This window comes from Streptomyces sp. MB09-02B (assembly GCF_033794485.1).
Taxonomy (GTDB): domain Bacteria; phylum Actinomycetota; class Actinomycetes; order Streptomycetales; family Streptomycetaceae; genus Streptomyces.
In genome coordinates this window covers 1-17,105 of sequence record NZ_JARGEE010000043.1, presented here as the reverse complement: position 1 = coordinate 17,105, position 17,105 = coordinate 1, and the positions used below count along the sequence as shown (strand labels likewise).

Genomic DNA, 17,105 nt, shown 5'->3' with positions numbered 1-17,105 from the left:
TCGAACGACCGGGAGGCCCCTTTTTCGCCGTGCCCCGCGGGGCGGCCCGTCAGGCCGCCGCCAGGCAGTGTGCGACCCGCAGGCGGGTCAGCTCCCAGGCCGCGTCGAGCCGCACCGCGCGCTCCCGCGACGCGTCGTCCGTGAACCGCCGGTGGGCGCGCCGCTCGCGGTACAGCAGCAGCGTCAGGTTCAGCAGGAAGGGCGCCAGCCCGTCCCGTACGTCACCGCGCCCGGCCACCTCCGCCTCGATCCGCTCCCGGGCGCCCGGAACCTCCCCCAGCAGCATCCAGAGCTGGGCCAGGTCGAGGCAGGGCAGATACACCGCGCTGGCGGCCCAGTCGATCAGGGCATGCCCGCCGCCGGTGCGGACCACGTTGGCGAGGACCAGGTCCCCGTGCCCGAACTCCCTCGGCTGCCCGGACAGTTCGAGGAGCGCGAGGATCGCCGTCCAGTCCCTCTCCTCGAACACGCCCTGCGCGTACATGCCCTCCAGCATGGGCCGGTAGTCGACCCGCCACCGGCGTGACGTGCCGGGGTGCCAGTGCCGCAGACGCTCCACGGCGGCGAGCACACCGGCCAGATCCTCGCCGCGGACGGGTCCGGCGGGAAACCGGTCCGGCGCCACCGCCTCTCCCGCCAGCCGCTCCATCACCAGCACCGCGCGCTCCCTGTCCGAGCCGAAACGACGCGGCACCCGCACCGGAGGGGGCACCGCGTCGAACAGGTCGTACGCCTCGATCTCGCGCAGGCACTGCCGGCGCCAGTCGGGCGTGCGGACCTTGGCGAGGGCCTCGGTGCCGTCCAGCGAGCCGCCCACCACCAGTGATGTGCGGCTGCGGTAGACGACCTCCGAGGGCTCGAAGCGGGGGCACACCTCGAGTGCCAGAGCGAGCAGCTCCCCGTCGCCGGCCGTCAGATCCTCGTCGGGCCCGGCCTTCACCGTGCTCCCCTTCATCGCCTCATCCCCTTCATCCGCCCTGCATGCTTCGTCCGCTTCGGTCGATTTGATCCGCTTCATTCGCGCAGGAATTCGACCAGGCTCTTGTTCACCGCGTCCGGGCACTCCAGATAGCCGTAGTGCCCGCAGTCGGGCACGACCTCGAACTCGGCGCCGGGGATCGCCTCGGCCACCTCCCGGCCCAGGCCGGGCGGGGCGATCAGGTCGTCCTGGAAGGCGATGACCCTGGTGGCCGCCCGGATGCCGCGGTAGGCCTCCCGCCGGTCCGGCATGCGGCCCACCCCGAGCTGGGCCCGGTACCCGGGTCCGGAGACCCGGGTCAGCTCCAGCATGTCGAGCCAGTCGCGTGCCTGCTGGCCGTCGTCGAGCGTGCGGGGCGAGAGGTTCTGCATGGCCTGCACGACCGCCGCGTAGGCGTCGGGCAGCTCCACGCCCCGGTCGTACAGCTCGATCTCCGCGCGGGACAGTGCCTCACGCAGCACGTCGGGGCGGGCCCGGGTGGCCATCAGCACCATGCGGCCGACGAGTTCGGGCCGGGCCAGGGCGAGCTCCTGCGCGATGTGCGCCCCCATCGAGATGCCCGCCAGCAGGCACGGGCCCAGGCGCAGTTCCTCGATGAGCGCCGCGGTGTCGGCGACCAGGTCGTCGATGCCGAAGCCGGCGGGGCACTCGTCGCTCGGGGCGATACCGCGGTTGTCGAAGCTGATCACCCGGAAGCCGGCGGCCACGAGGGCGGGCACCTGGTGCAGGTGCCAGGCCCGGCCGCTGCCGCCCGAGCCCATCACGAGCAGCACGGTGGGCGCCGAGGGGCCGCCGCCGGGCGGCTTGTTGTCGTAGTAGTTGAGTCGGATGTCGTTGACGGTGATCACGGGCATGGTGTTCGGCGACCTCGCTCAGTCGAGTCGTTCGGTCAGGGCACGCCCGACGACCGCGAGTGCGGCGTCGGACTGGACGAGCCCGAGGTGGTCGGCGTCGACACCGACCCGCTCGATACGGCCCGTCACGTACGGGCGCCACGATTCGGCGCCGCGGCGCGCCAGCTTCTCGCCGGGCACCCGCTCGGCGGACAGGACCAGCACGTCGCCGTCGAAAGCGCCCGGCGTGTGGCCGCGCATCAGCCCGGCGTTGTTCATGAACACCTTCAGGACCGCCGCCAGTTCGGCCTCGTCCAGTCGGCCCATCGGGTCGCCGGTGGCGTTCAGGAACGCCCGGTAGCGGGCCGCGGGGAACGCGCCGTCGGCGAGTTCGCCCGTGCGGATGTCGAACCCGGCGTCGCGCAGGTTGTGCGCGAACACCTCGGCCAGCGGGGTCTCCTCGCCCTGCGTCACGCGCCGCGGGTAGGCGTCCAGGAACGCCAGGAGCTCCACCTCCTGGCCGCGTGCGCGCAACTCGCGCGCCATCGCGAAGGCCACGTTGCCGCCGAGCGACCAGCCGAGCAGCCGGTACGGTCCCCGCGGCTGCGCCTGCTGGACCAGATCGGCGTACTCGGCGGCCATCTCCTCCAGCGTGGCGGGCAGGGGCCCGTGGCCGTCGAGGCCCGCGGCCTGGATGCCGTACACCGGGACGTCGGTGGGCAGATGGCGCACCAGACCCGAGTAGCACCAGCTCATGCCGGACCCGGGGTGGACGCAGAAGACCGGCCGCCGCGAGCCGGACGCCCGCAGCGGCAGGAGACGCTCCATCGGCTCGTGGTCGCCGCGCGCGGCGAGCCGCGCCGAGAGGTCCGCGACCGACGGTGCGGCGAACAGGTCGCGCACGGCCATCTCCACGCCCAGCTCGGCGCGGGCCCGCTCCACGAGCCGGATCGCCAGGAGCGAGTGGCCCCCCAGGTCGAAGAAGCCGTCGTCGGGACCGACCAGGTCCAGTTCCAGCACCTCGGCGAAGAGCCGGCACAGGGCCTCCTCGCGCGGGGTGCGCGGGGCCCGCCCGTTCGTGGCGCGGTACCGGGGGACGGGCAGTGCGCGGTGGTCCAGTTTGCCGTTCGCGGTCAGCGGCAGCGCGTCCAGGACGACGAACGCGGCGGGCACCATGTACTCGGGCAGGAGCTCGCGCAGCCGCTGCCGCAGGGCGGCGGTGTCCACGGCCGTACCGGCGTCCGGCACGACGTAGCCGACCAGGCGACGGTCGCCGGGCGAGTCCTCACGGACCAGGACCGCCGCCCGCCAGATGCCCGCCTGGCGGGTCACCACCGTCTCGATCTCCGCCGGCTCGATGCGCATGCCGCGCAGCTTGATCTGGGTGTCGGTACGGCCCAGGTACTCCAGGGCGCCGTCGGCGTTCCACCGGACCAGGTCGCCGGTGCGGTACATCACGCCGCCCGCGGGCCCGTACGGACTCGCCACGAAACGGCCCGCGGTGAGGGAGGGCCTGCCCAGGTAGCCGCGGGCGAGCCCGGGACCCCGTACGTACAACTCGCCCGGCACGCCCACAGGCACCGGCTGGAGCGCGCCGTCCAGGGCGTGCACGGCGGTGTCGGCGATCGGGCCGCCGATCGGCGGGACGACCGAACCGGTCAGCGGGCCGCTCATGGTCGCGCAGACCGTCGCCTCGGTCGGGCCGTAGGAGTTGAGCATCAGGCGCCCGGAGGACCAGCGTTCGACCAGCTCCGGCGGGCAGCTCTCGGCGGCGACGACCAGCGTCATGCCGTCGGGCAGCGCCCCCTCGGGGATCAGCTGGAGCACCGCCGGCGGGATCGCCGCGTGCGTGACCGCGTGCCGCACCGCGAGGTCCGCGAGGGCCGGGCCCGGGGTGATGCCGGGCTCCGCGACGACCAGGGTCGCCCCGGTCAGCAGACCCATCGACAGTTCCCAGAACCCGCCGTCGAAGGCGGGGGACAGGTGGTGCAGGACGCGGCTGCCGGGGACGACCGCGCAGTGCGAGGTGAAGATGTCCACCAGGCCCGGCAGCCCCGCGTGCGTCACGGTCACGCCCTTGGGGCGGCCGGTCGTGCCGGAGGTGTAGATGACGTAGGCGGGGTGCGACGGCAGCAGCGGCGCGAGCCGGTCGGCGTCGGTCAGGTCGGTGTCGGTCAGGTCGCCCGTCGCCTCGTCGGCCGCCGGCTCCTCGTCCAGCAGGATCCGGGGCACCGCCGCGTCCGGGAGGGCGGCGGCGACGCCGCTGGTGGTGAGGAGCGCCACCGGCGTGGCGTCCTGGAGCGTCCCCGTGATCCGTTCGGCCGGGTGCCCCGGGTCGAGCGGCAGATAGGCGGCACCGGACTTGGCCACCGCGAGGACGGCGACGGCCAGCTCCGCAGAGCGCGGCAGCGCCAGCGCGACCCGCCGCTCGGGCCCGGCACCCCGCGCGACCAGCAGCCTGGCCAGCCGGTTGGCGCGCGCGTTGAGCTCTTCGTAACTCAGCGACAGGTCACCGAAGACGAGGGCCTCGGCGTCGGGCCGCTCCCGCACGTGCCGCTCGAAGAGCTCCGCCAGCGTGGCCGGAGCCAGGCCCCTGGCCGTGGCGTTCCACTCCTCCACGACCCGGTGCCGCTCCTCGTCACCGAGGACGTCGATCCGGCTCAGCGGCAGGTCGGGCCGGTCGGCCGCCTCGGCGAGCACCCGCACGAACCGGTCGACCAGCGCCTGGGCGGTGCCGCGGTCGAACAGGTCGGTCCGGTAGTCGAGCACACCCGCGATCCCGGCGGGGGCGTTGTCCGCGGCCCGGCGCTCCGACACCGAGAACCCGAGGTCGACCTTGGCGGCGGTCGCCGCCGCGCCGCCCGTGCCGGAGACGACCAGACCGCCCGGCAGCGACCGGGAGCCCGGGGAGGCGGGCTCCCCGCCCGCCCGCTGCGGCCCCGTGCTCTGCAGCGCGAGCACCACCTGGAACAGGGGGTGGTGGGAGAGGGAGCGGGTGGGGTTGACGGCCTCGACGAGCCGCTCGAACGGGAGCTCCTGATGGGCGTAGGCGGCCAGGTCGGTGTCCCGGACCCGGCTCAGGAGCCGGCGGAAGGTGGGGTCGCCGCCGGTGTCGGTGCGCAGGACGAGGGTGTTGACGAAGAACCCGACGAGGCCGTCGGTGGCGTCGTCGGTGCGTCCGGCGATCGGGGTGCCGATGGGGATGTCCTCGCCCGCGCCGTGCCGGGTGAGCAGCGTGGCGAGCGCGGCCTGCAGGACCATGTGGAGGGTCGTGTCGGTGGCGCGCGCCAACTCGGCCAGCCGCGCGTGCAGTTCCACCGGAACCGCGAAGGACACCCGGTCGCCGGAGTGGTCGGCGGTGGCGGGGCGCGGCCGGTCGGCGGGCAGGTCCAGCTGCTCGGGAAGCCCGGCCAACTGTTCCGTCCAGTAAGCGAGTTGCTTGCCGACGATGCTGTCGGGGTCGCTGGTGTCGCCGAGGACCTCCTGCTGCCACAGCGCGTAGTCGGCGTACTGGACCGCCAGCGGCTCCCACCCGGGCTCCCGGCCCGCGCACCGGGCCGTGTACGCACTCGTCAGGTCGTGTGCGAGCGGGGCACGGGACCAGGCGTCACTGGCGATGTGGTGGATGAGCAGCTGCAGGACGTGCTCCTCGGCCGAGAGACGCAGCAGGCGTGCGCGCACGGGGATCTCGGCGCTCAGGTCGAAGCAGTGACGGGCCGCCCGCGCGAGATCGGCCTCGTGGTCGGCCTCGGTGCTGTCGGCCGTCTCGAAGCCGAACCGGACCTGATCGGGGCCCAGCACCACCTGCCGGGGACCGTGCTCGTCCTCGGTGAACGTCGTGCGCAGGCTCTCGTGCCGGGCGATCACGTCCAGCAGCGCCCGCCGCAGGGCCTCCTGGTCCAGCGGACCGGTGAGCCGAAGTGCCGTCGGGATGTTGTAGGTGGGGCTGGGGCCCTCGAGCCGGTGGAGGAACCACAGGCGTCGCTGGGCGTAGGAGAGCGGGACGCGCTCCGGGCGGGGCCGCGCCGTGAGAGCGGTGCGCGCCCGGCCGGCCCCGTCGAGCACCCCGGCGAGCGCGGCGACCGTCGGCGTCTCGAAGAACTGCCGGATGGACAGCTCGGCGCCGAGCGTCGTACGGACACGGCTGACCAGACGCGTGGCGAGCAGGGAGTGGCCGCCCAGGTCGAAGAAGTTGTCGTCGATCGTGACCTGCGGCAGCGACAGGACCTCCGCGTAGAGGCCGCAGAGGATCTCCTCACGGGGGGTGCGCGGCGCCCGCCCCGAGACCCGGCCGGTGTAGGTGGGAGCGGGCAGCGCCGCCCGGTCCAGCTTGCCGTTCGGGCTGAGCGGCAGGGCGTCCAGGGTGACGAACGCCGACGGCATCATGAAGTCGGGGAGTTCACGGCCCAGCGCCGTGAGCGCCGCCGCCTCGTCCCACCCGCCGCGGTCCGCCACGACGTAACCGACGAGCCGCTGGTCGCCGGGCCGGTCCTCGCGCAGCACGACCGCGGCCTGGGCCACGCCAGGCAGGGCCGTCACGGCGGCCTCGATCTCGCCCAGCTCGATGCGGTACCCGCGCAGCTTGATCTGACGGTCCGCGCGGCCGACGAACGTCAGCTCGCCCACGTCGTTCCAGCGGGCGACATCGCCCGTGCGGTACATACGGCTGCCCGCCGCGCCGAACGGGTCCGCCGTGAACCGCTCGGCGGTCAGCCGGCTGCGGCCCAGATACCCGCGCGCCAACTGCACACCCGCCAGATACACCTCACCGTCCAGACCGGGGGCGACCGGCCGCAGCGCGGAGTCGAGGACATACAGCCGCACCCCCTCGTGCGGGGTGCCGATCGGCACCGGCCCCGGCGGCAGCGCGGTGTCCGGCCTGATCCAGTGTTCCAGGCAGTGGCCGGTGGCCTCGGTCGGACCGTAGACGTTCACCACGGTCACCTCCGGCATGCCCGCGCGCCACGGCGCGAGGATCTCACCGCGCAGTTCCTCGCCGCCCAGCGTGAGGATCCCCGAGGGCGAGACCTCGTCGGGCATCGTCGACAGGAGAGCCAGGTGCGAGGGCGTGCCCTTGAGGAACGTCGCCCGGCGGAACCCGGGTTCGCTCACGGCCGTCTCGGCGAGATCCCGCAGATCCGTCAGCCGCACACAGCCGCCGCTGATCAACGGGGCGTGCAGCGAGCCGACGCTCTGGTCGAACGACGCCGAGGCCTGCATCACCGACAGTCCCGAGATGTCCGGCGCCTGCGCGGAACGGCAGTGTCCGACGAACGCCGACAGCGCCCGGTGCTCGATGACGACGCCCTTGGGACGGCCCGTCGAGCCCGACGTGTAGATGGTGTACGCCGGGTGGCGCGGCAGCAGCGGGGCGCTGCGGTCCGCGTCAACGAGGTCGATCCCGGAGTGCTGACGCAGCGACCTCACGGTCTGCGGATCGTCCATGACGAACGTCAGCGGGCCGCAGCAGTCCTCCCGCACCCGGGCGTCCACGTCGGAGGTGGTGAGGACCAGCGCGGGATCGGAGTCCTCGATCATGTGCCGGATGCGGTCGGCCGGGTACTCCGGGTCGACCGGCACGTACATGCCGCCCGCCTTGAGCACCGCGAGCATGCCGACCACGAGTTCGGTGCGGCGCGGCACCGCGATCGCGACGGGGCGCTCGGGGCCGACGCCCAGCTCGACCAGGCGGCGCGCCAGACGGTTGGCGCGCGCGTTGAGTTCGGCGTAGGAGAGAGTTCCGTCGGGGGCGATCAGCGCCGCCTTGCCCGGTGTGCGGCCCACCTGCTCCTCGAACAGGTCGGTGAACCGCTCCGCGGGCCGCACGTCGTCCGAGCCGCTCCACTTCTCCAGCACCGTGCCCCGCACCCGCGGGTCAAGGAGCGCGACCGCGCCCACCGCGGTCCCGGGGCTGTCCAGGATCGTCCTGAGCGCCCGGCGGAACGCGGCGATCACCGACCTGACCTGCTCGGCGTCGAAGACCTGCGGAAGATAGCCCAGCGAGAACCGCAGGGTCTCGCGCGGCAGGGCGAGCAGGCCCAGCGGATAGTGCATCTGGTCCCGCGAGTGGACCTTCAAAACCGTGGGGAGGTCCGCGTCTGGCCCGGCGCCCGGCGGCCGGCCGCGGCTGGAGTTCAGCGGATAGTTCTCGAACACCATGGCCGTGTCGAAGAGTTCACCCGAGCCCGCCCAGCGCTGGATGTCCGCGAGAGACACCCACTGGTGGTCCATCAGCCGCGCCTGCTCGCTCTGCACCCGGCGCAGGAAACCCGTCAGCGACTCCGCGGGCCGCAGCCGGACACGCAACGGCAGGGTGTTCATGAACAGGCCGACCATCGTGTCGATGCCGGGCAGCTCGGGCGGACGGCCGCTGACCGTCACACCGAACACCACGTCGTCACGGCCCGTCAGATGCGACAGGACCAGGGCCCAGGCCCCCTGGATCACGGTGTTGACGGTCAGCCCGTTCGACCTGGCGAACCGGGTCAGCGCGGCGCTCGCCGCCTCGTCCTCGGAGAAGTCGATGCGCTCCGGCGCCGCGGTGAGCGCCCCCCGCTCCGGCGCCACGATGCTCGGCGTGTCGAACCCGGTGAACGCCTCCGTCCACGCCTCCTGCGCCGCGTCGCGGCCGCGACCGCCGAGCCAGTTGAGGTAGTCCCGGTACGGCCGCACCCGGGGCAGCGCCGTCACGTCCCCGTGGACCGTGTACAGCGTCAGCAGCTCACGCAGCAGCACCGGCATGGACCAGCCGTCGAGCAGGATGTGATGGTTGGTCATCACCACGCGGTAGCGGCTCGCGCCGAGCCGGATCAGGGTGAAGCGGACCAGGGGCGGCCGCCCCAGGTCGAACCGGGTCCAGCGGTCCTGCGAGGCGATCCGCTCCGCCTCCTGCTCCCGCTGCGCCTCCGCCACGCCCCGCAGGTCCTCCTCACGCCAGGGCAGCTCGACCCTGCGGGGAATGAGCTGCACCGGACGCTTCAGCCCCTCGTGGCGGAACGCGGCGCGCAGATTGGCGTGCCGCTCCAGGAGCGCCTCGCCCGCCCGGCGCAACCGGGCCGGGTCGACGCAGCCGTCGAGCTCGATGAAGACCTGGACGTTGTAGGCGTCCAGCTCCTCGTCGTCGAAGAGGTTGTGGAACAGCATCCCCTCCTGCAGCGGGGACAGCGGCAGGATGTCTTCCAAGCCGGACTTGGCCATCAGAGGGAACCCCATTCGCTTTCGAGTCGTGTGATGTCGTCCTCGCTGAGCGAGGTGAGGGAGACGTCCGAAGGGGTCAGACCGCTCGCCTCGGGCCGGCCCGCGTGCGCGACCAGCGCCTTCAGGGCCCTGAACCAGCTTTCGCCCAGACGCCGCACCTCGTCCTCGCCGAGCACGGCGCTCGCGTACGTCCAGACGCAGTGCAGCCGCGGCCCCCGCTCCGTGTCGTGGGCACCCGCGACGAGCTCGACCGGATGCGCGAGCACGGTGTCCGGATGCTGGCCCGCCACGCCCCGGCCCAGCACGCTCCACGGCTCGGACCGCAGGGCGCCGGCCGCGCCGCGGCCGCCGGTGTACCGCCCGAGGTAGTTGAACCCGTACGCGGGCGCCGGGAGTCCGGCGAACCGGTCCCGGGTGCGGGGGTTGAGGTAGCGCAGCAGTCCGTAGCCGAGCCCGTCGCCCGGCACGGCGCGCAGCTGCTCCTTCACCCGTTTCAGGGCACGCCCCGCCGACGCCCCGCCGTCCCACACGTCGGCCCAGTCGCTCACGCCCGGGCTCAGCAGGACCGGGTGCATCGCCGTGAACCAGCCGGTGGTGCGGGTGAGATCGGCGCCGGGAGCGAGGTGCTCGTGGCGGCCGTGGCTCTCCAGGTCCACCGCGACGGGCGTCTCGGCGCTGTGGCCCCGGCCGCGCCGCCAGTCGGCGACCGCCAGACCGAACGCGGTGAGCAGCAGGTCGTTGATCTCCGCGCGGAACACTCCGGGAACCCAGGTGAGGAGGGCGTCGGTGGTGTCCGCGTCGAGGTCGAGGACGACCTGCCCGGACCGGGCGTGGGTGTCGCGCGCCGGGTCGAGGGACAGCTCCGCGGCGGGACGGACCGCGTCCAGCCAATGGTCGGTCTCGGCCTCGGTGGCGGGACGGGCGGCGAGGTCCTGGAGCGTACCGGCCCACTGGCGCCAGGTCGTGCCGGCCGGGCTGAGCGGGCGGCCCTCGTAGGCGGCGGCCAGGTCGGGCACGAGCAGGCGCCAGCTGACGGCGTCCACGGCGAGGTGGTGGGCGACCAGGACCAGCAGCGCGTGCCGCCCGGGCCCGCGGTCGATCCGGCAGGCCCGCAGCACCCGGCCCTCGGCCGGGTCGAGCAGGTCGCGTGCGGCCGCGGCCGACGCGGCGACGACGGCGTGCAGCTCGGCGTCGTCGAGGTCCGGCGCGGCGTGGTGCGCCAGGAGACCGGCGGCGTCCACGGACCCCGGTTCGAGGACGGACATGCTCCAGTCGTCGGCGACCCGCAGGCGCAGCGTGTCGTGCCGGTCGACGACGGCCCGCAGCGCGGCCACGAGCCGCTCCTCGTCGAGGTCCGCGGGGACGGACACCACCACGGACTGGTTGAACGGGGCGACGGGGCCGCCCAGTTCGGCGAACCACCGCATGATCGGGGTGGCCGGCACCGGCCCGCTCGCCCCCTGTTCCTCGGCGTCGGCGGGACCCGTCTCGGGCTCCGCCTCGCCCAGCGCCTCGGCGATGTGGGCGACGCTCTGGTGCTCGAAGACGTCCCGCACGGACAGGGTGAGGCCCTGTGCGCGGGCCCGGCTGACGAGCTGGATGGACAGGATGCTGTCGCCGCCGAGGTCGAAGAACCCGTCGTCGACGCCGACGGACTCCAGCCCCAGCGTCTCGGCGAACAGCTCGCACAGCAGCTCCTCGCGCGGCGTGCCCGGCGCCCGGCCCGTGCTGAGCGTCGCGTAGTCCGGTGCGGGCAGCCGCCCCCGGTCCAGCTTGCCGTTGGCCGTCAGCGGCAGCTCGTCCAGGCGGACGAACGCCGACGGCACCATGTAGTCGGGCAGCGTGTGCTGCAGATGCCCCCGCAGTTCCGCGTCCGTCGGAACCGGGCCGGCCCCCGCCACCAGGTACGCGACCAGACGCCGGTCGCCCGGCCGGTCCTCGCGTACGACCGCCACGGCCTCCGACACCCCGGGATGCCGCGACAGGGCGGACTCGACCTCACCCAGCTCCACCCGGAAACCCCGGATCTTGACCTGGTCGTCGACCCGGCTGATGAACTCCAGGTCACCACCGCGGTTCCAGCGCACCACGTCACCGGTGCGGTACATCCGCTCGCCCGGCCCCTCCAAGGGGTTGGCGACGAACCGGGAGGCGCTCTGCCCGGGCCGGTTGAGATAACCACGCGCCAACTGCACGCCGGACACGTACAACTCGCCCGGCACACCGGCCGGCACGGGCTGCAGATACGCGTCGAGCACCAGCATCCGCGTGTTGGGGAACGGACGGCCGATGGTCAGCACACCGTCGGTGAGGTCGTCCGGCGCATCGACACGCCAGGTGGTGCAGCCGACGATCGTCTCGGTCGGGCCGTACTCGTTGAGCACGGCGGCCCCGGGGTGCGCCGCGAGGAGCGTCCGCACCGCGCGACCGGTCAGCGACTCGCCGCCGAGGACCAGCTCCCCGCGCGGCGCACAGACCGCGGGCAGTTCGGTGATCAGCGGCAGATGGCTCGGTGTCGCCTTCAGGAACGTCATCTGCGGCAGGTCGGCCAGAACGTCACCCGCCAGGGACCGCTCATGCAGCTCCTCCAGATCGGCCAGGTGCACACAGCCGCCGTTCAGCAGCGGCGCGAACAGGCCCGTGACCGTCAGGTCGAAGGACAGCGGCGAGTGCAGCAGGGCGTTGCCCGCCACCCCCGGGTACAGCTCCGCCGACACCGCCAGGTAGTTGACCACCGGCTGGTGCTCGACCAGCACACCCTTGGGGCGGCCCGTCGACCCCGACGTGTAGATGATGTAGGCCGCGTTCCACGGTGACAGCGGCTGCGTGCGGTCCTCGTCCGTCAGGTCGTGCGCGGGCTGCCCGGCGATCCGCCCGCTCACCTCCGGGCTGTCCAGGACCAGCCGGGCCAGCTCCGCGGGGAAGACCTCGTCGGGCAGCGACAAGGTGGTCAGCGCGCAGATCGGGTCGGCGTCCTCGATCATCGTCGCGATCCGCTCGCGCGGACTGCCCGGGTCGAGGGGCAGATACGCGGCACCGGTCTTCAGCACCGCGAGGACCGCCACCCCCATCTCCACCGACGGCGGCAACGAGATCGCCACGACCTGCTCGGGGCCCGCCCCGCACTCCGCGAGGAGATGGGCGAGCCGGTTGGCGCGGAGGTTGAGTTCGCCGTACGACAGCGTCGTCCCGCCCGCCGAGAGAGCGGGACGCCGCGGCGTCCTCGCCACCTGCTCCTCGAACAGCTCGGGCAGCGTCGCCTGCCGCTGCGGACGCGCCGTGTCGTTCCACCCCACCAGCAACTGCAGCCGCTCGGCCGGGTCCAGCAGACCGATCCCGCCGATCGGCCGGTCCGGGTCCGCCGTGACCGAGCCGAGCACGCCGAGCAGACGCGAGATGATCGACTCGGCGCTCTCCCGGTCGAACAGCTCCGTGCGGTACTCCAGCGAACCCCGCATGCCCGTCGGCGCACCGGACTCGTCGTGCCCCTCGCCCAGGGTGAGCGACAGATCGAACTTCGCCACCCCGGTGGCCGCCGCCATCCGGGTCGCGTTCAGCAGCGTGCCGCCGGCGACGGCCGCCCCGTCCTCGTCGCGCACCGCCCCCGCCGTGTTGTTGAACGTGATCATCACCTGGTACAGCGGGTGGTGGGCGAGGCTGCGGGTGGGGTTGAGCGCCTCCACCAGCCGCTCGAACGGCACCTCCTGGTGGGCGTACGCGGCGAGATCGCTCTCCCGCACCCGGCCCAGGAGATCGCGGAAGGTCGGGTTGCCGCTGGTGTCGGTGCGCAGCACCAGCGTGTTGACGAAGAACCCGACCAGGTCCTCGGTGGCGTCGTCGTTGCGTCCCGCGACCGCCGTACCGATCGGGATGTCCTCACCCGCCCCCAGCCGCGTCAGCAGCGCGGCGAACGCCGCCTGGGTCACCATGAACAGGCTGGTGTGGGTGGCGCGGGCCAGATCCGTCAGCCGCGCGTGCAGCGCCGCGGGGACGGTGAAGGGGATGCGGTCGCCGGTGTAGCCGGCGGTCGCGGGCCGGGGCCGGTCCGTGGGCAGTTCGAGCTGCTCGGGCAGCCCGGCCAGGGCCCCCTTCCAGTACGCCAGCTGCCGCCCCGCCACACTCTGCGGATCGGACTCGTCGCCCAGCACGTCGTGCTGCCACAGGGCGTAGTCGGCGTACTGGACCGGCAGCGGCTCCCAGCCCGGCGCCTCACCCGCGCAGCGCGCACCGTACGCGGTGACGAGGTCACGGGCGAGCGGGGCCATCGACCATCCGTCGCTGGCTATGTGGTGGATCAGCAGCAGCAGGACGTGCTCGGTGTCGGAGATCCTGAACAGCCGTGCCAGGAACGGGATGTCGGCCGTCAGGTCGAAGACGTGCCGGGCAGCCCGGGCCACCCGCTCCTCGACGTCCTCCTCGGTGACGTCGACGACGTCGAGCCGGTGGCCCACCCGGTCGGCGGCCAGCACCACCTGGCGCGAACCCTGCGGATCCTCGGCGAAGACGGTCCGCAGGCTCTCGTGCCGCTCCAGCACGTCACCGATCGCCCGGTCGAGCGCCCCCCGGTCCACCGGGCCGGTCAGCCGCAGCGCCGTGGGCACGTTGTACGTCGCCGAGGGACCCTCGAACTGGTAGAGGAACCACAGCCGTTGCTGGGCCGGCGAGAGCGGGACGCGCTCCGGACGCGGCCGGGCCACGAGCGGCGCCCGCGCACCCGCCGCCCCATCGAGGACCCCGGACAACCCGGCGATCGTCGGCGTCTCGAAGAACTGCCGCACGGACAGCTCGACCCCCAGCGCCGTCCGGATACGGCTGACCAGCCGGCTCGCGAGCAACGAGTGCCCGCCCAGGTCGAAGAAGCTGTCGTCGACACCGATCCGGGCGGCGCCCAGCACCTCGGCGAACAGCGTGCAGAGAATCTCCTCCCGCGGGCTGCGCGGCGCCCGGCCCGCCGACTCCGCGGCGTAGTCAGGCGCGGGCAGCGCCCTGCGGTCCAGCTTCCTGTTCGGCGTCAACGGCAGCGCGTCGAGCGTGAGGAAAGCCGTGGGCACCATGAACTCCGGCAGCCGCCGCCGCAGACGGTCCCGCAGCACCCCCGCGCCCGGCGCCGCGCCCGCCGCGACGACGTACGCCACCAGACGCCGGTCGCCCGGCCGGTCCTCGCGCACCACCACGGCCGCCTCCGCGACCGCCGGATGACGCACCAGCTCCGCCTCGATCTCACCGAGCTCGATACGGAAACCACGCAGCTTGACCTGCTGGTCGACCCGGCTCAGATAACGCAGCGCACCGTCACGCCGACGGACCACCAGGTCGCCCGTACGGTACATCCGGGTGCCGGGCAGGCCGTACGGGTCGGCGCAGAAGCGCTCCGACGTCAGCCCCGGACGCAGATGGTAGCCCTGCGCCAACTGCTCACCGGCCAGATACAGCTCACCCGGCACCCCCACCGGGACCGGACGCAGCGCCGCGTCCAGCACATAGGCCGACGTGTTGGCGACGGGCCGGCCGATGACGGGACCGGCCTCCGCCACGTCGGCGGCCGTGGCCCAGACCGTCACCTCCGTCGGGCCGTACAGATTGGTCACGGAACGGGCCCGCTCGGTGAGCGTGCGTGCCAGCTCGGTGGGCAGCGCCTCGCCGCCCACCAGGACGTGGACACCGGCCAGCTCGTCCGTCGCCGCGGCCGCGACGCCCTGCCACAGGCTCGGCGTCGCCTGCACCATGGTGATCCGCGCCGCCGAGACCCTCCGCAGCAGCGCGTACGGGTCCTTCGCCGTCTCCTCGTCGGCGAGCACCAGCGTCGCCCCGTGCAGCAGCGGAAGGAAAAGCTCCAGGCCCGCGATGTCGAAGCCCACCGTGGTGACCGCGAGGAGCCGGTCCTCGGCGCCCGGCGCGAACCGCCGGCCCATGGCCGCGAGGAAGTTGCCCAGCGCCCCGCGCGGCACGACCACGCCCTTGGGACGCCCGGTCGACCCCGAGGTGTAGATCGTGTACGCCGGATGCGCGGGCGAGAGCGGCACCCGCAGCTCCGCGTCACCGAGGTCCGTACCCGCGTACCCCGACAGCGCCTCCTCCCCGACCGGCTCGGTCAGGGTGAGGGCCGGTGCGGCGTCGTCGAGCATGTGGCCGACGCGGCCGGCCGGGTAACCGGGATCGATCGGCAGATAGGCCGCGCCGGACTTGAGGACCGCGAGCAGCGTGACGACCAGGTCGAGCGAGCGCGGCATCACGACGGCCACGAACCGGCCCGGCGCCGCGCCCCGCGCGACCAGGTACCGGGCCAGCCGGTTGGCGCGCGCGTTGAGCTCCGCGTAGGACAGCCGCGCGTCCGCGAACTCGACGGCCGTCGCGTGCGGCGACCGCCGCGCCTGCCGCTCGAACAGACGCGTCACCGACTCGGCGGGCCCCTCGGCGGCGGTGTCGTTCCACTCCCGCAGGACCAGCCGCCGCTCGGCCGCGTCCATGATCTCCAACTGCCCCATGGGCCGCCCGGGATGGGCCACCGCCTCGGCCAGCAGCCGGACCAGGCGGTCGGCGATGTCCTGGACGGTGGCACGGTCGAAGAGGTCCGTGCTGTACGTGACGCTGCCGCTCATGCCCGCGCAGACATTGCCCTCCCCGAACCGTTCGGCCAGCGCGAACGACAGATCGAAACGGGCCGACACCGACTCCGACGCCATGACCTCGGCCGACAGACCCGCGAACTCCTCCCCCCGCGTCCCCTGCGTGTTGTGCAGGGTGAGCATCGTCTGGAAGAGGGGGTGGTGGCCGAGGGAACGGGTCGGGTTGAGGGCCTCGACGAGCCGCTCGAAGGGCAGGTCCTGGTGGGCGTAGGCGGCCAGGTCGGTCTCGCGAACACGGTCGAGGAGCTCACGGAAGGTGGGGTCGCCGCTGGTGTCCGTGCGCAGCACCAGCGTGTTGATGAAGAAGCCGATGAGGTGGTCGGTGGCGTCGTCGGTGCGCCCGGCGACAGGGGTGCCCAGCGGGATGTCCTCGCCCGCGCCGAGCCGCGTCAGAAGCGCCGCGAGGGCCGCCTGCACCACCATGAACGGGGTCGTGTTGCTGGACCTTGCCAGCTCCGTCAGCCGCCCGTGCAGCTCCGCCGGCACGGCGAACGGGACACGGTCGCCCGCGTAGCCCGCGGTGGCGGGGCGGGGCCGGTCGGCGGGCAGATCGAGCTGCTCGGGCACGCCCGCCAACTGTGCGCTCCAGTACGACAGTTGCCGACCGGCGATGCTGTCCGCGTCGGCGTCGTCGCCGAGGACCTCCTGCTGCCACAGGGCGTAGTCGGCGTACTGGACCGGAAGCGGCTTCCACCCCGGCGCGCCGCCCGCGCACCGCGCCGCGTACGCGCCCGTCAGGTCCCGAGCCAACGGGGTGCGGGACCAGGCGTCGCTGGCGATGTGGTGGATGAGCAGCAACAGCACGTGCTCGGACTCGGACAGCCTGAACAGCCGTACCCGGATGGGGATCTCGGCCGTCAGGTCGAAGGCGTGCCCGCTCGCCTCGGCCAGCCGGTCACCGACCTCCTCCCCGGCCACGTCCACGACGGCGAACGGCACCTCGGCCCGCTCGGCCGGCAACACGATCTGCCGGGGCCCGTGCTCGTCCTCGGCGTAGGTGGTGCGCAGGCTTTCGTGGCGGGCGACGAGGTCGCGCAGGGCGTGGTGCAGGGCGTCCTGGTCGAGGGTGCCGGTCAGACGGAGGGCGGTGGGGATGTTGTAGGTGGGGGTGGGTCCTTCGAGCTGGTGCAGGAACCACAGCCGCTGCTGGGCGTAGGAGAGGGGGACGCGCTCGGGCCGGGGGCGCGCGGTCAGGGCCGTACGGACCGCACCGGACCCGTCGAGCACCCCGGAGAGTCCGGCGATGGTGGGCGTCTCGAAGAGCTGCCGGATGGACACCTCGACGCCCAGGGTGGTGCGGACACGGCTGACGAGACGGGTGGCGAGCAGGGAGTGGCCGCCCAGCTCGAAGAAACTGTCGTCGATCCCGACATCGCTCACCGCGAGGATCTCGGCGTAGAGAGCGCAGAGGATTTCCTCGCGGGGGGAGCGGGGGGCTCGTCCGGTGGTGGTGTGGGCGGTGTAGTCGGG

Annotated in this window: 4 protein-coding genes; all 4 read right to left on the bottom strand. The window is 73.4% G+C overall.

The features are described 5' to 3' along the window. Positions 1–49: 49 nt before the first annotated feature. Complete coding sequence (gene hasP / locus P1P70_RS09345) at positions 50–955, bottom strand: 3-hydroxyasparagine phosphotransferase (protein ID WP_319236127.1); 906 nt, start codon at positions 953–955, stop codon at positions 50–52. Between the two features lie 59 nt (positions 956–1,014). Beyond that, positions 1,015–1,833: an alpha/beta fold hydrolase gene (locus tag P1P70_RS09340; protein ID WP_319236126.1), complete on the bottom strand. Its 819-nt coding sequence runs from the start codon at positions 1,831–1,833 to the stop codon at positions 1,015–1,017. 18 nt (positions 1,834–1,851) lie between these two features. Next, a complete protein-coding gene (locus P1P70_RS09335; RefSeq protein ID WP_319236124.1) occupies positions 1,852–9,009 on the bottom strand; it encodes a non-ribosomal peptide synthetase in 7,158 nt (2,385 codons plus the stop codon). After that, positions 9,009–17,105 (bottom strand): amino acid adenylation domain-containing protein (locus tag P1P70_RS09330; RefSeq protein ID WP_413471445.1); only part of this gene is annotated, 8,097 nt, incomplete at its 5' end. The genes P1P70_RS09330 and P1P70_RS09335, both read right to left, overlap by 1 nt.